18 protein-coding genes are annotated in these 17,909 nt (G+C 52.8%); 6 read left to right on the forward strand and 12 right to left on the reverse strand.

Annotated features, from left to right (window positions below; genetic code table 11):
- Nucleotides 1–133: 133 nt before the first annotated feature.
- The 4 genes from CA13_RS02840 to CA13_RS02855 all read right to left on the reverse strand — a co-directional run bounded on the left by CA13_RS02840 (nucleotide 134) and on the right by CA13_RS02855 (nucleotide 5,885).
- On the reverse strand, nucleotides 134–2,200 hold the full coding sequence (locus tag CA13_RS02840) for an alpha/beta hydrolase family protein (RefSeq protein WP_146394511.1): 2,067 nt from the start codon (nucleotides 2,198–2,200) through the stop codon (nucleotides 134–136).
- 235 nt (nucleotides 2,201–2,435) lie between these two features.
- Nucleotides 2,436–3,767, reverse strand: a complete 1,332-nt coding sequence (locus CA13_RS02845) for a PP2C family protein-serine/threonine phosphatase (protein WP_419193864.1) — start codon at nucleotides 3,765–3,767, stop codon at nucleotides 2,436–2,438.
- Nucleotides 3,768–3,931: 164 nt separating this feature from the next.
- Nucleotides 3,932–4,561 (reverse strand): nitroreductase family protein, encoded by a 630-nt coding sequence (locus CA13_RS02850; RefSeq protein ID WP_146394512.1) that lies wholly within the window; start codon nucleotides 4,559–4,561, stop codon nucleotides 3,932–3,934.
- A gap of 67 nt (nucleotides 4,562–4,628) precedes the next feature.
- On the reverse strand, nucleotides 4,629–5,885 hold the full coding sequence (locus CA13_RS02855; protein ID WP_146394513.1) for a PQQ-binding-like beta-propeller repeat protein: 1,257 nt from the start codon (nucleotides 5,883–5,885) through the stop codon (nucleotides 4,629–4,631).
- A gap of 307 nt (nucleotides 5,886–6,192) precedes the next feature.
- Here CA13_RS02855 and CA13_RS02860 point away from each other — a divergent pair, with 307 nt between their 5' ends.
- Nucleotides 6,193–7,251 (forward strand): potassium channel protein, encoded by a 1,059-nt coding sequence (locus CA13_RS02860; protein ID WP_146394514.1) that lies wholly within the window; start codon nucleotides 6,193–6,195, stop codon nucleotides 7,249–7,251.
- Between the two features lie 28 nt (nucleotides 7,252–7,279).
- On the opposite strand, the gene CA13_RS02865 is transcribed toward CA13_RS02860, so the two are convergent.
- From CA13_RS02865 to CA13_RS02875, 3 genes are all read right to left on the reverse strand, one after another.
- Nucleotides 7,280–7,978 carry a DUF8091 domain-containing protein gene (locus CA13_RS02865; protein WP_146394515.1) on the reverse strand — a complete coding sequence of 233 codons (699 nt, stop codon included), beginning with the start codon at nucleotides 7,976–7,978 and terminating at the stop codon, nucleotides 7,280–7,282.
- Nucleotides 7,979–8,053: 75 nt separating this feature from the next.
- Nucleotides 8,054–8,611 (reverse strand): orotate phosphoribosyltransferase, encoded by a 558-nt coding sequence (pyrE, locus tag CA13_RS02870; protein ID WP_146394516.1) that lies wholly within the window; start codon nucleotides 8,609–8,611, stop codon nucleotides 8,054–8,056.
- Nucleotides 8,612–8,661: 50 nt separating this feature from the next.
- Nucleotides 8,662–10,098: a L,D-transpeptidase family protein gene (locus tag CA13_RS02875; RefSeq protein WP_146394517.1), complete on the reverse strand. Its 1,437-nt coding sequence runs from the start codon at nucleotides 10,096–10,098 to the stop codon at nucleotides 8,662–8,664.
- Nucleotides 10,099–10,517: 419 nt separating this feature from the next.
- Between CA13_RS02875 and CA13_RS02885 the strand changes: the two genes are divergently transcribed.
- The gene (locus CA13_RS02885) at nucleotides 10,518–11,360 is read left to right on the forward strand and encodes a phosphatase PAP2 family protein (protein WP_146394519.1); all 843 of its coding nucleotides are present in this window, start codon (nucleotides 10,518–10,520) and stop codon (nucleotides 11,358–11,360) included.
- Between the two features lie 97 nt (nucleotides 11,361–11,457).
- On the opposite strand, the gene CA13_RS02890 is transcribed toward CA13_RS02885, so the two are convergent.
- Nucleotides 11,458–12,666 carry a nucleoside monophosphate kinase gene (locus CA13_RS02890; protein ID WP_146394520.1) on the reverse strand — a complete coding sequence of 403 codons (1,209 nt, stop codon included), beginning with the start codon at nucleotides 12,664–12,666 and terminating at the stop codon, nucleotides 11,458–11,460.
- A gap of 173 nt (nucleotides 12,667–12,839) precedes the next feature.
- Between CA13_RS02890 and CA13_RS02895 the strand changes: the two genes are divergently transcribed.
- Both CA13_RS02895 and CA13_RS02900 read left to right on the forward strand, forming a co-directional pair.
- Nucleotides 12,840–13,160, forward strand: a complete 321-nt coding sequence (locus CA13_RS02895; protein WP_146394521.1) for a cupin domain-containing protein — start codon at nucleotides 12,840–12,842, stop codon at nucleotides 13,158–13,160.
- Between the two features lie 9 nt (nucleotides 13,161–13,169).
- A complete protein-coding gene (locus CA13_RS02900) occupies nucleotides 13,170–13,592 on the forward strand; it encodes an RrF2 family transcriptional regulator (protein WP_146394522.1) in 423 nt (140 codons plus the stop codon).
- Nucleotides 13,593–13,769: 177 nt separating this feature from the next.
- Here CA13_RS02900 and CA13_RS02905 read toward each other — a convergent pair whose 3' ends face one another.
- The 3 genes from CA13_RS02905 to CA13_RS02910 all read right to left on the reverse strand — a co-directional run bounded on the left by CA13_RS02905 (nucleotide 13,770) and on the right by CA13_RS02910 (nucleotide 14,650).
- The gene (locus CA13_RS02905) at nucleotides 13,770–14,063 is read right to left on the reverse strand and encodes a hypothetical protein (RefSeq protein ID WP_146394523.1); all 294 of its coding nucleotides are present in this window, start codon (nucleotides 14,061–14,063) and stop codon (nucleotides 13,770–13,772) included.
- A 131-nt stretch (nucleotides 14,064–14,194) separates the two neighbouring features.
- Entirely contained in the window at nucleotides 14,195–14,356 is a 162-nt protein-coding gene (locus CA13_RS34570) for an ATP-grasp domain-containing protein (protein ID WP_419193865.1), read from the reverse strand.
- Between the two features lie 9 nt (nucleotides 14,357–14,365).
- Nucleotides 14,366–14,650, reverse strand: coding sequence for an ATP-grasp domain-containing protein (locus CA13_RS02910; protein WP_146394524.1), 285 nt, complete (start codon nucleotides 14,648–14,650; stop codon nucleotides 14,366–14,368).
- 793 nt (nucleotides 14,651–15,443) lie between these two features.
- Between CA13_RS02910 and CA13_RS02915 the strand changes: the two genes are divergently transcribed.
- Together CA13_RS02915 and thiS are read left to right on the forward strand one after the other, a co-directional pair.
- Nucleotides 15,444–16,439 carry a sugar phosphate isomerase/epimerase family protein gene (locus CA13_RS02915; RefSeq protein WP_146394525.1) on the forward strand — a complete coding sequence of 332 codons (996 nt, stop codon included), beginning with the start codon at nucleotides 15,444–15,446 and terminating at the stop codon, nucleotides 16,437–16,439.
- 19 nt (nucleotides 16,440–16,458) lie between these two features.
- Nucleotides 16,459–16,662, forward strand: coding sequence for a sulfur carrier protein ThiS (gene thiS / locus CA13_RS02920; RefSeq protein ID WP_146394526.1), 204 nt, complete (start codon nucleotides 16,459–16,461; stop codon nucleotides 16,660–16,662).
- Here the strand turns inward: thiS and CA13_RS02925 are convergent.
- Nucleotides 16,659–17,894 (reverse strand): DUF1559 domain-containing protein, encoded by a 1,236-nt coding sequence (locus tag CA13_RS02925; protein ID WP_419193866.1) that lies wholly within the window; start codon nucleotides 17,892–17,894, stop codon nucleotides 16,659–16,661. The two genes, thiS and CA13_RS02925, sit on opposite strands and share 4 nt — an antisense overlap.
- Nucleotides 17,895–17,909 lie beyond the last annotated feature (15 nt).

Here is a 17,909-nt window from a genome sequence, read left to right on the forward strand (position 1 = left end):
AGCCAGCCACCTTCGACGGCACCCCACCGCACTGTCCTCTGGCGTTGCAGCTTCGGTTCCATCAGTCATTTCATTCAGACCGCACGCCATTAGCGTCCCAAGGGCACGCCATTAGCGTCCCAAGGGCACGCCATTAGCGTCCCAAGGGCTCGCCACTAGCGTCCCAAGGCTCGATAAGTCGAAGTGATTTCGATTGGAGTGCTCGATAGCAATCGGGCAGGTCGAAATGGGATAGTACATCCGGTAACAATGTCGCGAGCGGCCAGTTGTATTCTTTGTGCTCGGCAACATCCGCGTACGAAGTCAGCGCATTCTTGAGCGATATCTGCCTAACCGAATTGCTCAGCAGCCCCGCAAAAGTGGCCGCGAGCGCCCCCCAACCTTTCCCCACCAAGTGAATTTGGGTGAAACCGTTTTCCTTCAAAAAGTCGAGCACTCGCAAAACGTCATAGGTCTTTTGCCCCAAGTAGGGCCGGTCCAACATCAAACTGTGGATCGCATAGAAGTAATCGCAGCCATAAGGATCGTCGAAAGTATTGTTTCCGCAGGTGTTCGGCTGCGATTCGCCAACGCCGCGAACATCGACCGAAAAGACTCTCGCATCCGGCTCGTCTTCGATCGTTTCACGGATCAACGCTTCGGTACGCAATTCCACATCGCTGCTTCGATGCGAGACGTATAGAATCGCCTTCTCGGTATCCTGCGGTGGACGTGAATACCACCTCTCGTTGCTCATCATGTAGACCAGAGCAAGGATTCCCGGTTCGGTCTCGACCGCATACGTTGCGTTATACGGCAACGGATAGCCTCGCTTTGGCCCGGCGCGTAAAACCCGATACGGCGGCGACGCCTCTAAACGTGGTTTCAGTTTCAACACCTCACGTACCTTGTCTGGCAATGTGTCGGCATTGACCGGATCACGTTTCACTGCAAGTTCAAGTGACTTTTCCCGCGTGAAATCGAAAACCTTCTTCGCGTCCTGCAATCCAACCTGGCCCTTGGCAGTACACCATAGAGTCTCGTCTGCTTCCATTGTTAACTCAGGTTCACTGGTTGCATCACAGACGCGGGTTACCTGATTGAACCAACGATACATTGCCTCACGATTCTCTTGCGAGTAACCGTGGGTTGTGGGTCCAGTAAACAAGCTGATTTGGTCTTCCTTATCGAAGAATGCATAGAGACGTCGCAATCGGTCGTAAGCTTCGGCGGCACCACGCACATCGAAGAAATCCCGTTCCTTGGCCAAAATCACAATCGGCTTGGGAGCCATTGCGGCTAAAAAGTCGGCGTGATCGAGACCAAGAGCCAGCGATTTGGGCGGACACTGTTCCGTATCGGCTGGCAATTCATTTTCCATATTGTGGGCAAATGTGGTGACAAAGCATCCCGGAGCCGCCATCGACCAGCGCGACTCCAAACCACATAGCCAAGTTGTCATCGTGCCGCCACCCGAGTTGCCGGTGACACCAACTTGATTACGATCAACCTCGTCTCGAGTCAACAAATAATCCAGTGCTCGAATACCGTCCCAGGCACGCCAAGTGCCCAGGAATTCGCCAACCAAGAACTGCTGATTTCCGCACATCAGATGTTCTCGCACGGTCCCATTTAATCTCAAGTGGCCGTCATCGTCGATGTATTGTGAACGCTCACCTTGTCCGATGGGATCATAAATCAAACAAACGTATCCTTGCCGTGCTAGTCCTTGAGCGAAAGCTTGGTAGGGTTCGGCTGCTTTGCCGTTTTGCGAGTGCCCACAGGTCCCAACAACACCCGGCATCGGAGATTTCCGATTCGTAGGCACGTATAGGTTTGCCGTAACCGGAAAACCGGGTCGACTTTCGTAAATCAGTTTTTCGATCTGGTAACCATCGCGCTCCACAACCCCTGTGATTTGTGCATTCAAGGGTGTCCGCTCAGGCATTGGCCCAAAACATTCGCGGATCTTTGCTTTTGTCTTTTTGAGGTACTCGGTCGCCTGTGTTTCGTCAGTCACTTTCGAAAACGCGCGTTCACCACGGCGGGCTGATATCTGCACTTGATTCACAAAGTACTCATGCACCATGCGAGGAAACCGGTTTAGCGGCTGCATCGATTCCGCAGCTCGGCAATCCTGGGCTAGAAAATCAAGAACTGGAAACGCAAGCGGCATTGGAGCAAGCCGCAAAAAATGACGTCGAGAATGGATAGCGTTCATGGCGTATCATTAGGTAGGAACAGAGGCTTTCAACCCAAACTTGCGAGCTTCCTTCTTGAATCACTGTCGGTAAACTCACGAAGATGGGACCGCCGCGCGAGCCGCTTTCTCGCGGTAAACGGTTTCCAAAAATCAGGCGGGAACGCAAAATGCGGGCAAGGTACAGTAACCAGCGTACACAGCCGCATGGCGGGCCACACCGGTCCGCTGGCTTCGTGGATGCTAGCGAGATTGACTAATGATCAATCGCGGTTTCGTTGGCAGCTCGATTGTTCAATTCGCGGAGTTGATGCATCGTTTCGATGATCCGTTCTGCTTGAAGTCGAATCGCAGCCTTAGAGTCTTTGTTCGCCAAGGCTTCGGCGCTTTGTTTTTTAAGCTCGTCGATCTTCCTCCAATCCATCAACCAATTCCTCTGGTTGGCCGCTTCTCGTAACTCCTCGACCGTTTGTCCAAGGCGTTCGAATAATTCCTTCGTTGGCTGAGCGTTGTAGCGACGGTAAGGCCCTTTTCCGCCAGGAACTTGCGGCAGAGGTTTGCGTGACGTATTCCCACTCGATTGGAAATACTGCACCAAACAAACGGCGACGGAAATCAACCCCAAAATGATCGCAACGACCATGGGTCCCAACGCTTCCTTCACCCCAAACGCTGCCATCCCCCCAAGCACCGCGGCGCCAAGAAAACAACTGACCACCGTGCCAATCAAGAGTGGCGAAACGGCCGATTGCGAGTTTCGTTGACGCTTGTTGGATGGTTTGGCATCGTTGGATGCATTGGTAAACGATTCGTCAACGCGAACGATAATGACAGTGGAATTGTCAGGTCCACCACGCAAATTGGCTAAGTCAACTAACACACGCGCCGCTAAATCCTCGGGCAAACAATCCAATAGCGTCGCTATTTCTTCGTCTTCGACTTGGCCGCTCAAACCGTCACTGCATAGCAAAAAGCAGTCGTTGACTTGAATCGGAAATGGACCTTCGATATCGACGTTGACGACGTCATTCGGACCAAGCGAGCGAGTGATGACGTTTTTGGGAATCGCTTGGCCGAGAACGCTGCCTGGTTCCATTTGGCCGCTGGCTTCAAATTCCCAAACCAACGAATGATCGAAAGTCAATTGTTCGAGAACGCCATTACGCAAGCGGTAGATTCGCGAATCACCCACGTGGGCAATCAGAGCACCGCTCGACAAAAGCACCAACGAACTGGCGGTCGTACCCATGTTGTAGAATTCGGGGTTCTGCTGTCCTCGCCGAAAAATTTCAATATTCGCTTCTTCGACAGCCACCCGCAAAGCCTCGGCACAATTTCCCTCAATGGATCGGAAATACTGCATCGCGATGTGGTCGGTTGCGATACGGCTAGCCATTTCCCCAGCAGCATGAGCCCCCATTCCGTCGGCGACGACGAACAAGTGACCACGATCGGCAAACCGCTCGCCACTGGATGCCGGTAAGCATGCCAAGGAATCCTGATTGTTCGCTCGACGCATTCCAACATCGGTAAGTTGCGAGAACGCGATTCCTGATTTCCATTTATCCGACACAGAGCGACAACTCAAGAGTTTAGATTTGTCAAAAAGAGGTATGTCCCAATATTGCTTCAGTGTACATCGAAGGACGCCGAGAATAAATCACCCTAGCGTCGATGACCGGTTTTTCGACACCGATCCAAATACGACAACCGTTGGATGAAATCGTAAAAGTCAACCTATCCCGCATTGTTTTACGCCTCCACTAAACCGCTTGAAACGCCCCATTTTTCGGAAAACACCTGCTCGCTTAAACCCAATCGCGTCCGTGGAGCCGTTTCACGGTTGTGCATTTGTCTATCAAAGTCGCTTTCCGGCTTACTGAAATCGGGATAGCCGATCGCAATCGCCGTTTGCGCTTGGTGCCCATCGGGAATGTCATATTGCAGCTTCGTTGCACTGAGATTGATCCCCGCCATTTGATGAATCTGAAGCCCCAACTGTGTCGCCTGCAACGCCATGTGGGCCGCGGCCTGTCCAAGATCATGCAGTGCGACGCGATTCGGTTTTCCGTTTTGGCGGAACGTGTTACGTGTAACGCTGATCATCAACACACCGGCACGACTGGCCCAAGCCCGATTGGATTCTAGCAAGCATCCGACCATTGCATCGAACGCTTCGCTCTCCTGACGCCGTGCAACGATCCACGACCAAGGTTGATCATTAAAACTGCTTGCCGCCCAGCGTGCCGCTTCAAGACAACAAACAATTTTTCCGTCCTCGACCGGGCGAGATTCAAATCGATAGGGACTCCATCGCTGCTTGATGGATTCAAGCACGTCGGCTTCGCTAGCGTTGACATATTGTTGTTTAACAGAGCTCATGGTTTCGTATTTGGATAGGGTTCGTATTTAAATTTAAGGGGAAAGGAATCTTCACTCCGTTCGCCACCTACTTCCAACGGTACACCTTTAATGCCGCTAGATCGCGGATGATCAATAGTTCGGTTTCAACAGCGAGATGAGCCCATGTGTCACTGCCCACGCGAATTTGGTCGAGCACCTTTAGCTCTGAATTGTCCGCTGCGATCAATCGCAAGTCACCCGTTTGATCGAGACAGAGTATTTTGTTACCTGCGGCAATCATGCTCCAATATTTGCCAAACGGAGAACTGGTCCATCGAATTTTGCCGTCCGCAACACTTAGTGCCGCGAGTCGCTGATTTTTGAGGTGCAGGTAGATTGCATCACCGATTAATACCGGCGACGACATATAACCTTGTGTTTTTTGCGACCACGCTTCCGCAACATTCCATTGTCCATTTTCGGAACGAATGACATTGAACAATTGGCTTTTTCCACTGTGGGCCGCCGTGAAGATCGCATCACCAACCAGAAGCGGCGTCAAAATATTCATCCCGCGGAACGCTTCGATTGGTTCATTCCATAGCACAGCACCATCGTCAAGCGAGACGCCACAAAGTTGTTCACGCGTTTGCACGACCAATTGTTTGACGCCACCGAGGACACCGAGCGTGGGGCTAGAAAACGCACCCCCGCTCATCCCACCTTCGACTTGCAACGTCTTCCAAATCACTTTGCCACTGGTCAAAGCCAGTTTGACCAATGCGCCACCGGTTTGCACATAGATCGCGTCATCGTCAATCAAAGGCGAACAAACCGCTCCAAACGATTGGAGCGGAGTCCCCATGACCTTTGGAAAATCAACTCGCCATTTTTCCGCACCCGTCTTGGGGTCAAGGCAAACCAAGACATCTCGCATACCAAATACGACCAAGTGATCCGGAACCACGATCGGTGTCGAGCGAATCCAATCGCCATTGGACGCGGCAAAAAACGGCACCGCCATCGCCCCGTCCCATTCTTTTTCCCAAACGATCGTTCCATCGGCTAGGCTGTGTGCGGTGACACGCTCGGTTTTCTTGGCGATCGTTTCTGTGGTATAGACCAAGCCGTCCATTACCACGGGACCGCTATAACTAGGACCGTGTGGTTGCTGCCAAACAAGCTCGAGATGTCCCTCAAATTTGTCGGGCCAGCGGAGAGTGGAAATTTGGCCATCCCGGTTGGGACCTCGCCATTGGTTCCAAGTCAATGCTTGCAGCGGCTCACCACTCGGTGGAGCAGAAAAAGTGGGAGAAGCGACAGTAAAAACGAAGCCGCAGGCGAACAATATTCGGTAAAACATAGGTGCTGTGAGGAAAAGAGTGCGTAAATGTCAATTTAAGAGAGTCTACGAAGGTGGCAAACGCAGCGCCCAGTGAAACGCTGACTTGGGCCTTGAAGATGGACGTTTGTGCCCCTGAAGCACTTTCCAAAGCGACGTACGGCGATCGTCGACAAGAACCCGTCCTGACCGACATCAACCTTAGAAATATTCGCAGCTCACTTCCGCAAATGCTCACTACATTAAAGGAGGGTGTTGAGCCCTCAAGCGTCGGGCATTTATGGTCAAAGTGGCTCAAGGCTAGACGCCTCAACGAACAAAAACTGAAATGACAACCATCCGCAAGCAAGCCGCTCTTACATTGATCGCAGTTCATACTGCGCCGTTGATGTTTTGGTTGTCACTCACGTTCCTGGTCTGCCAGGCCGTTTTGGTGGTAATGTGGGTCGATGTTCCAAACCTTCGCAATAACTTGGCAATCGAGGCGACTGCTTTGGAAACCGCCGTGATTGAATCGGGCGTGACTGAAACAGGCGAGTTCTCCCAAACCCCACAATTTTACACACCCGATCCAACGTCTCTTCGAATTGAAGCGTTCGCCATCAACCTGATGCTGTTGATTTGGCCAATCATCATTCTCGAATCGATGTTTCACGCGGTCACTTGCCCATGGAATCGATCGACCATTCGGTTTCACTTTTTCTCGCTGCTGTTTTGTCTGTGCCCTTCGCTAAGGATGTGCGCCCGCAGTCTTGTGATGGGCGAGAGGTTATGGCTACCGGAATTGGGATGGCGAAAAGCGAACGCGCGAATGCGCCGGCGGTTGGAGCGAAAATTCAGCCTGCCGATGATCGGAATCGCTCTCCTAATCCTGCCTGTGTTATTGATCGAATTCTTTTTGAAGTCGCAAGTCGCTGACTACCAATGGTTGCGATTCGCACTGCACTTTTCCACCGGTATGATATGGTTCTGCTTCGCTGGTGAATTCATTCTTATGGTTTCGCTTGCCGAAAAGAAGATCAAATATTGCAAAACGCACTGGATCGATTTGGCGATCATCTTATTGCCACTGTTTTCGTTTCTCCGATCCCTTCGTTTGCTCCGGGCGACTGGAATCACCAAACTGGTTCGACTATCTCAGTTAAACCAAGTCGCGCGGATGTATCGACTTCGTGGCACAGCAATGAAGGTGCTGCGAGCACTGGTGCTGCTCGATTTCCTCGAACGAGTGATCAGCCCATCGCCGGAGAAGTCACTGGAACGATTGCAAACACGCCTCAAAGAACTCGACGATGAAGCGAGATTCGTGCGGCGAAAGATCGCCAAACTTGAGCGAGAGCTCGAAACCAAAGTGACGGCGGAACCGGCGAATCGTCCTGAGTGCTGAAACCCGTTATGAACAAACGGCGAAGGAGTTACGCAGCGTTGGATCGGCGAGATCCGTTTTCAACTTCTTTGCAGGCGTACACGATTCCGCTGCGTTTTCGCTGGACGGTATCAATCGCGCTAATGTGCCGGAGCACGTACGCGATTTTTTGAGCGACCCAGCGAGGTCGATCGATCCATCGGGCTAGATCCGAAGTGTTAAACTCGGTCGTCCCCACGGGGATGTTGACGAGTTCTAACAAATCAGCTGCTTGAGTAAATTCGTAAGTTTCGCCAATCGATTCGAGTGCGACGTCAGCGACCGTATAATCTTTGTGCCAGCGCCGTCGGCGACGCTTGCTTGGGATTCGCGTCTCAATGACGTGAACCATGGGAACTTCGAAAACCAAATTGCGATTCGGGAATACTCGAGTGAAGTAGATCAAATCCTCAAAAACGTCGAGAATGTTGCCGCGTTTGGGACTCATTCGACTCGATTTAATCGGTCCGCCCGCTTTGGCTGCTTTTGCGATTCGCGTCCGCGCGATGACCGGCTTGACCACGCGCAGACGATGACGCTTCAGAAGGTCACGGCACTTGTCTCGGATTGCTGACAATCCCGCGCATTGGATTTCAATCAATTCGTCATCGCGAATGACGTCAATACGATAGGCCCCCAGCACGACTTCCGTATCCGCTTCATCCGCCGCGTAACAGCGTTTGAGTTGTTGATGAAGCGAAGTTTCCATCGTCCTTGATCACTACCGTTGAGAGTGAATGTTTCACCTTCGCCTTTCGCATCACGGTTGGCGAAACCTCCGTGTTTATGCGGGTTCAATTCCGAAGTCGCGGATCGTCGTAAGCGTCTTGAGTTCCAAGCCCTTGGCTGCGAATGCTTCGGCGCCGCCTGCTAAACGGTCAATAATCCCAACCACGTAGAGCACCTTCAAACCGAATGCTTCCGCTGCTTCGACTGCCTTGATCGCGCTACCACCACTGGTGATCACGTCTTCCACAATCACAACGCTTTGACCAGCTTCGACGGGCCCTTCGACTTGCTTGCCGGTCCCATGCCCTTTGGCCTCTTTACGAACCATGAAACCTTTTAATGGCAAATCGCGTTGCCCGGCAATCGTGACGATGGATGCGGTAATGGGATCCGCCCCGATCGCCATCCCACCGACGGCATCAGGCATTTCAGATCCGGATTGGATCACGTCAAGCATCCCTTGACCAATCAAATTGGCTCCTTTGGGATGGAGCGTAATTTTTCGACAATCAAGGTAATACGACGCCTTCTTGCCACTGGCTAGCGTGAAGTCGCCGCGAGCCAAGGCCTCGGTGCGAAGGAGGTCCATTAACGCGTCACGATCGTAACTCATTCGAGATTCATTCTTTAGGGTTTTTGTCTTCAGTGGGACGAGTCGGCATTTTAACGGCGAATCGTGACTGAGGAACCCTGTGTCAAAATGCCGTATAAATCGTCCGCATAATCAGCTGCCACACTAATACACCCTTGTGGGCTCGGCTTGGTCGCATAGGGACTGCCGTGAATGCACAATTGGCGACCCAAATCCAGCCACAGAGTCCCGTACGGATTATTTGGGCTATTCGGAGGAGCCGCCGTACCATTGGCGTCATAGTAGGTTCGCTCGGATTGCTTGTCCTGAATCGTGAACGTTCCCGGTTGGGGTGCTGGATCGTTGCCGACTGCGATTGGGAACCGACCCGCGTAGAGTTCGCCGACAAACAACGTCAATTCAAGACGCGTCAAATCGACCTCCGCTCGAAAGGGTCCGCGGACCACTTTTAACTCCGTTCCTGGCAGCACGGTGATCGGGTCTTGGATGCCGTTAATATTCGCAAGCAATTGCCAAGGAACCTCGTAACGAACGGCGATTTGCATCAGAGTTTCATGATGACCAATGCGGTAGGCTTGTTCGAGCAGGTGCCGTTTCGAATAAATCACTTCGGCCGCTAAAGGATCGAGCCGGCCAAGCAGTTCTTCCCGTTCGGCGGGGCTCAAATTCGGTGTGTTGTAAAATAGACTCAACGTCGCCAACGCCTCTTTGCGTTGATCGGATGCATATTGTGCGTCGGCTGCTTTGAATGCGTTGGCCAAACCAATGTTCGTATGGGACGAGCTAGCCGCCGAGAGATCGGCTGCGGATTCGATATTCACTTGGTTTTGAATACTTGACGCATCATCACTTACGGATGCTGTCACCGAAGTCGCACTCGCAGCCGATGGATCGAACGCTTGACCTGATGATGCTTGATTAGGTTCGGGCAATTCAAACGACATGTTCGTCGAAGGATATTGCGTTGGCGCGCCCTTGGGCGACGTAGCCTTGTGGGTGCTAGCGGACGCTAACGATGCGATGGTCGTGTTGTGATTGGGGATGTCGTTGTCATCGGGCTGATGAATCGTCAAATCAGACCGTTCATCACTGTCACTCAATTGAGCCGAAACACCACCGGTGAGTGCGTAGGAATTGGCGTCAGCGATCGCCTCGGAACCAACCTCCCCAGCGGGCGAGTATGGCGACGCGAATGTACCCGCCGGAGTTCCAGCAGAATCGATTCTTGCAAACGTTCCTTGACCCGGTGGTAAGGCTTGCCCCTCGGGTACGCCCGAGGAAACAGCAAAACCGGAAGCCCCCGAACCAGACTCCGGTACACCCGTGTTGATTTCTAATCCACCGAGCGATTCGGGAAGCCCATGTTCGATATCGAACCCAGAGCCATCCATCACCAATTCAGCGACTTCCGGGGGCAGCGTGTCCGGGGGGGTGGTGAGGGAGACATATGCTCCGTACATCACCGTCATCAATAGAACGACGATTGCAGCAGTTTTTATCGTTTGCATGTCTCTCCTCCGTGAGCGGGCCTCTTCGCAAGCCCATTCATAACCATCCATAATTCAATGCCATCCGAACGAGAATGACATCATAAGTTCTACTCTTGGTCGCACAGCGGTGCAACCGATTGCTGGCAACGTAGCGAATCCTCTGCAACGGGGACTAGACCAGTTTCCCACGGTTTCTGTTGGTGAAATGCGACAATATGCCACCAAAACAACATGCGTGCCAACCGCCATGATCGCCGAACCAATACCTGCCAAAACGAAGCTCGCCAAAACATCGATCCCACGGGGATTCCCCCGAATTGGCGATGACGACGGGGTTGGCTGCGTCTGATTGATCTTCCCTTGCAGGCTTCTTATTCAGTAACGTGCCAACCTTATCGTTCCTCTCTAGCTTCATCCCTACACCATTCGGCTGTCCCATGTCGACAAGTGACAACACGAAATTACGACCCAAATTGTCGATGTTCGGAGGCGCTCACGCTGACGAATTCGCCCCGTTCCGCACAACAAGTTTGATGTGGATCTCGGGCATTGCTCTTCTTAGCGTCCCAATGTTGACGCTCGTTGACGTTTCCGTGGGTCGTTGGTTCGCCCGAGTCAAGCTGCCTCGCGAAATCGATGAATTGCTCGATTTAACGAGTTTCTTCTCACACGGGATGGGCATTTTCCTGATCCTGCTCTGTATTCTTCTCATGGCCCCTCGTAGCCGCCGCTACATATCGCGTTTGGCAGTGCTAGCGATGGGCGCCGGCGCGGTTGCAACGATCGTGAAGATGTTCGTTCTTCGTGAACGTCCAGGGACATTCAACCTCGAATTGGCATCGTACGATATCGCGTGGCGATGGGTCTTTGATTGGTCGCTTGACCGAGTCGCGGCGTTCGATTCGAGCACGCGAGCGTTCCCGAGCGGAAACATGGCAACGGCAACCGCGTTCGCTGTCGGGTTATGGGCCGTACTGCCACGAGGCCGATGGATTTTCAGTATTTTTCTGGTGGGAGTGATGCTGCAGCGAATGTTCTCGGGAGCCCACTACCTGAGTGATGTTTGTGGCGGAGCCGCATTCGGACTGAGCTGGGCGTACGTTTGCTTCCACCCGAAATTTCTGGGAGGCATTTTTGATCGCATGGAATCCGAACGAAAGCCAAAGTCGCCACGTTCACACGATTGCGAAATGGGCGAATTGATCGGACCCGTCGAAAATTCGCTTGGCGAGAGATCAACGCAAGCCGATTCAGCTGACGAAGATCGCACAGCAGCCTAGCGTTTCCCTCAAATCAAAGCTGGGGTTGGCTCGGTTTCGGAAATGGAGACGCTGCGGAACGCTAGACTCCAACAGGCACGCGATCCACTGCCTCTTCTTACCCGCGCCGGATTTCGGAACCTCGGAACCGGATTGCAATTCGATACACTTTCTTTTCGCTACAAACCACTTCGCCTGTTTTCAAATTAAACCGGACCGGAATCTGATCCCGTTGCAAGTCGATACTGGCGTGAAAGCCTCGTTCGGAAAAAACGTCGATCAACATCTTCAAGGACAACGGATTACCAAACAATTCCGATTCCGTATTGATGCTACAGTAACCGGAAATTGCGTGGCGAATCACGATCGGCATCATCTTGCTCTCGATCAACTCAATCACCTGCTCAAACAAATCGCTATGATTCATTGCGTAGGCGTCCAATCGGCTCACCAAGTCGCGGCGGGCGTGCAACAAAATGTCACTCGCCAACGGAATCCGCGAAACCGAATGGAACGTGTGCGGGTCCAACTCCAGCGAACTTTGATACTCTAGCTCCCTCAGTATGTTGTCCTTCACCACTTCCATCGGTGCTTGGGCGTTGATGAAGTGGTAATGGAAAATCTGCTTTAGCGAAACGAGCGCGTCGTAAGTATGTTCCTTGAACACACGATAGCGGTTCCGAGCGAGATCTTCATTGAAGTCAGTCGGGCGTTCTTCCCAAAGCGTTCCTGTGCCCGTTCGCTTGACTTCCTCGTTATGCGCGATCACTTGCCGTCCACGCGTCATTTGTCGCGAGATGCTTTCGGCTTCGTCAACGAACAACACCATGATGTGGAAACAAGGCTGCTTGAAGTGAACCTGTTCGGGCGACCCAGCGTGTTCGCGGCGTAGCGACTTCATTTCATCGTTGAGCATTTTGAGGCATTCCACTTGGACCTTGGTCCGAGGGAATCCGTCAAGAATCGCACCGGCTTGATGTTCGGGCTTGAGTAGTTCGCGGAACAAAATCCCGATGACTTCGCGGTCGCCGACCATGCCACCACGCGCTTTGATGGCTTTTGCCTCAGGGCTGTCCAGCAGTGCACTGACCACGATCGGTTTGGACGTAATGTCGCGGACTTTGCGAATATAATCGGTATTAGTCCCTTTTCCGGCCCCCGGCGCCCCGCCAAGCAGAATCAACTCTTTGGGGAACCGCAACTGGTTGCGGCCATATTCGGCTTCAAGGTCCTTCAAGACGGAGTTGAAAATCAATTGCGCGTCTTTGACCTCCAAATCGGTCCGAGATTGCTTCTTTTCAGTCAAATTGGTCGAAGAACGGTTCACAGCTAACTTCACAGGGAGGGAGGAAGGATGTTTGGAGCGAGCCGCCAGAATAGCATTTTCGAGCAATGTCCGGAATAACCGATGGCGGTATATCGAAGACCAATCTACACTCTTACGTGAAGATTTCCGGAGTTACATTTTTATGGGTTTCCAAACCGAAGGAACCGAGTTTAATGGTGGCAACAACCTATCTTGACCTAGCATCAGAGGTAGAGATCCCTGATAATAGCACGATTAGCAAAACGCTTTATCAGGATGACCAGTTAAAAGTGGTACTGTTTGGATTTGCGGCCGGGCAAGAGTTGTCTGAACATACGGCGGCGGTGCCAGCAATCTTGCAGTTCTTGGACGGCGAGGCCACGGTCAAAGTGGGTGACGAAAAATTCGCTTCGCAAGCGAACACGTTTGTCCACATGTCGGCGAATTTGCCGCACAGTATCGCGGCGTCCAAACCCACACGCATGTTATTACTACTCCTTAAAAAAACTAAGTAGGATACGACGATGCTCTCCAAAACCGCCGAGTATGCACTCAGAGCGATAACATGCTTGGGGAGTCGAGTCGGGAAGCCGGCCTCAGCGGACGCACTGTTCGAGCAAACCAAAGTGCCGCGGCGTTATTTGACGAGAGTGTTGCAAGACTTAGCGGTTGAGGGGCTCGTGCGTTCACGCCCTGGACCGGGAGGCGGTTACGAACTTTGCCAACCCATCGATAAGCTTACAATCCTCGATGTGGTCAATGCCGTTTCACCAATGGAACGGATCCACAAATGCCCGTTAAACAGAGAGAGTCACACGAACCTCTGTCCGCTGCACGACACAATCGACAAAGCCTACGCAGCAACCGAGGCGATTTTCGTTGGTGTAACGATCAAAGATTTAATCGAATCTCCAAGCCCAATTAAGCCATTGCTTGACACTGCCTAGCCGCACTCAATCGTTCTGCGATTAGCGACTCAGGCACCATTGGTTGGCTTGGCTGCAAACTATCAGCGAGGGGAATTCACCCCCGTCAATGCGGCTGCTGCAATCGTTTTGGCGAGACACTTTAAAAACTTGATCGACTTGACTACGAACCGAACCATCGTCTCGGTCGACCAGGACCTACTCAAGTTCCACACCGAACACTACAAACAACTGACGCCTTTGCTTTGAACTCATATCGCTGTGCCCCTCGACTGTTCCCGTTCGATTCTTCGCAGAAACGACTCCATCATTCGGCGATACAAATCTTCTCGCAAAAACCGCGTCCTCCACACCACTGTCGAGGCTCGGGCTATCGTTCACCTCGACAATGAAAAACTTGCCGTTACTCTCTTTGACGTCGACGCCGAAAAGTCCATCGCCGATCAAATGGGCTGCTTTCACAACGATACGAATCGCTCGCCTCGGCGCCATTTCGACCAACAAGGTTTCGGAGCGGCCGAAGGATCGTTTTCCTTCGGCTCCATGTTTAGCGATTTGCCAATGGCGACGCGCGACATGCCATTTGAAGGCAAAAATGCTCGCCCATCCAGCACCCCGATTCGTTAATCAAAGTCAGTCCTCGTGAACGCCTGGGAAATCACCAATTCCGAATCTGCAAACATCGCATCGAGTTTTTCAGCCAACTCGTGCTCGGTCTCTGCTTTGGTCACACCGAGCGACAATGCACTGTCGGGACGTTTCAAGACACAAGGCAAACCGGTCACCGCCAAGATCTAGTCCGCATTGCCACGGGGAACCACGATCGTTGCTGGCGTATCGATTTTGGCTCTCTCCAAGATCTCCGCTAAGTAGACCTTATTTGTACAACGGATGATCGATTGCGGATCGCCCATCACCGCTAACCTTTCACGTTCAGCCCATCGCGCCATCCGATAGGTGTGGTGGTTTATGGAACTGGTTCCATGAATAAACAGCGCGTCGCATTTCATCAACTGGCCTGCATTTTGGCAAGTCACCCATTCCGCACGAATACCGACCGACTCGGCTGCCTTGATCATCTTTTACAGAGCCTTTGAGTCCGGCGGCGCAAGATCCTTGTCGTCGGGATTGTGAACAATCGCCAAATCGTAGCAGATCGATTCCTGTCGGGATTTCGCCGTCCCGCGCCCCGCAAAGTGGCGTTCCGCTTGCAACGTCTCGAACCGCCCATGGGCCATGGGGACCGATTTGATTGCCACGATCCCCGCATGTCGCATTCGCCATTTACCTTTCCGACGCGTGAAACGGAACCTCAGCGGAGTCCATTGCCCTCGGGTCGGTCGGTCACCTCATATTCCTGTGCGGGGTGAACGGTCTTTTGATGGCGGCGACAACAACAGTTCGCAAACCGCCAGTCACTTTTTGCGATTCATATCCAAGCTTTTTCTTTCCCCGAGTGGGGCAGCCGCGAATTGCGATCCGATTCCGCTTTATTTTTCCACTCGCTCTGATTGCCCAATCACCCAAGAAAAACTAACCCGCCTTTCGACGTGCCCCAAAACAATCGAAAGTGTCGCGGAGACCTCGAGCCAGACAATTTGGGAAAAATGGCGACACTCGGCATCCACAAGGCCACACCACCGGGCTTGACCTGCATGGATACTTCTTTGACCCCGAGTGCAAACGACTCAGTCGCGGTAGTCTCCGATCGTAGTTCGAGACTTCCATTTGTTTGTAACTCAAGGCGGGAGGCTCCGAGAGGCAGGGGGCTTCTCGCCTTTTTCTATGGGTTGTTGCAGCAGAGAGCTAGCAAAGTCACAATATCCACCTTCCCACCTCTTTCCCCTCTTTTGCAACACGGAGACTTTTGCAATGGCACGACCTGTCACGATGTTTACCGGCCAATGGGCCGACCTGCCGCTGGCCGAATTGGCACCGATGTTAGCCGAATTCGGCTACGACGGTATCGAACTCGCCTGCTGGGGCGACCACTTTGAAGTCGACCGAGCCATGGCGGAAGACGATTACTGCGATAACAAGCGGAAATTCCTGGACGACGCCGGACTCCAATGCCACGCCATTAGTGCTCACTTGGTCGGCCAAGCTGTATTGGACAACATCGACGCTCGCCATCAATCGATTATTCCTGACTACGTTTGGGGTGACGGCGACCCAGCCGGGGTGAATGAGCGAGCGATCGAGGAGCTTAAACAAACCGCACGCGCCGCCCAGAAGTTCGGCGTGGATGTGGTCAACGGATTCACGGGCAGCAGCATTTGGCACCTGCTTTATTCGTTCCCACCGGTTCCCCCAAGCATGATCGACGACGGATTCCAATTGTTGGCCGATCGCTTCAACCCGATCTTGGATGTTTTCGGCGAATGCGGCGTCAACTTTGCACTCGAAGTTCATCCAACCGAAATTGCGTTCGACATCTACACGGCTCAAAAAGCGCTTGAGGCGCTTGATCATCGCAAAGAATTTGGTTTCAACTTCGACCCCAGCCACTTGATTTGGCAAGGTGTCGATCCGGTCGAATTTATTCGCGCATTCCCCGATCGCATTTACCACGTCCACATCAAAGATGCGATTGTGACGCTCGACGGCCGGACCGGAATCAATTGCAGCCATCTCAACTTTGGCGATTCACGTCGTGGTTGGGACTTCCGCAGCCCCGGTCGCGGTGGAGTGAATTTCGAAGAGATCATCCGAGCCCTTAACGAAATCGGTTACCAAGGCCCACTGTCGATCGAATGGGAAGACAGTGGAATGGAACGAACGTTTGGTGCAAAAGAAGCCTGTGAGTTCACCAAGAAACTCGACTTCTCGCCAAGCAACATTGCGTTTGACGCAGCGTTCGACGATTAACCCCGAGGGTTCAAAAGCGATGATCCACATCACTGTCAACGGCCAAAGGGTCGAAATCGAATCGCCGATGAGTGTCGAGCGTATGCTCAACACGGTCGACGTTCCGCCAAACTATTTGGCCGTTGAGGTGAACGCAAATGTCGTCCCGCGTGAAGAATACGCGGCGACGATGGTCAACGACGGCGACGAAGTGGAATTAGTCACACTCGTCGGCGGCGGTTAAAAATCATCGCTGATCACTTCCTTGCTAGCTCGCGTGCCGATCGCTCCCCACAATCCGTAGGGACTCTTCGATCCAGCGGCACTTTCGCCCGTTCCAGACAACCATACGTTGCCGTGATGAACGTCGCCCGCTTCGATCGAATCGGTGATAAACTTGACCGCACCGTCACCCATTACGATATGGGCACCACCTTGGTGGCGACTACTGACCGACGCGATCCCAGTACTACTAGCAGTCGCCCCGTCGAAACAGAGCTCGCGATTGGGAGGCAAGATCGTGTTCACCGCTGAGAACGCCGCACCACTCGCAGCCCAACGGTATCCGCGGCCCTGATTAGCCGCAGCGAGGTTGGGCGGGTTGCCGGCAATCCAAAACTGCGGACGCACTGGGTCGGCGAACCCTTCGTGTTGACACAAATCCGGTTCTTCGCGAACCGATTCTGCACCCGAATCGTTACCGACCGCAGGAATGGTTCGAATGTCGCGGTCGCCCAGATCCGTTGCAACTTCTCCAACGAATACTGTGGTCGACAAACCATCAAGACAATCTCGGAATCGTGTACTGCTGTGAGCGACGAATGCACCGCGGCAAGCCGCGCGAGACTCTTGACCATGAACGCCTAAATTGGCAATCGTCACGGTCGAATCCGAAACGATCCCCAAAGGACCTTTGTCCATGTAGTAGGACGAATCGCCCAAACATGCTGCATAGTTAGTCCGCCCCATCGCTGGCAATCCGACACCAGGATCGCTTGGACAACGCAACGTTGGAATTTCCGTGACCCAAGGGTCATAGTTGGCTTGGTTCGTTTCGGGCCCCATTGCTGGCCAAGGGTTGGGAACGCCTGACGCGTTTTCGGCGGGATTGCTGATTTGCTCCCACAACGACTGCTGTTCAAAAAATGGCGTCAAGCCGACCCAGATAGACAAGTCCATCCGGTTCGTAAGATCACTTCCAATCGGTGTCCCATTGACCCAGGTCCCACCACCATGCATTGGCAGTTGGTCAAAAGCGGAATGGTAATTGTGTATCGCAAGCCCCAGTTGCTTCATATTGTTGCTGCAACTCATTCGGCGAGCAGCTTCGCGGGCCGCTTGTACGGCTGGTAACAGCAACCCGACCAAAACGCCAATGATCGCGATCACGACCAGGAGTTCAACCAGGGTAAATGCAGACTTTCGCGTGTTGTTTCGAATGCGATTCGGCACGCGCATTAGGTATCGGCAAGGCATAAAAATACTCTTTCA

Source organism: Novipirellula herctigrandis (assembly GCA_007859835.1).
Lineage (GTDB): Bacteria > Planctomycetota > Planctomycetia > Pirellulales > Pirellulaceae > Novipirellula_A > Novipirellula_A herctigrandis.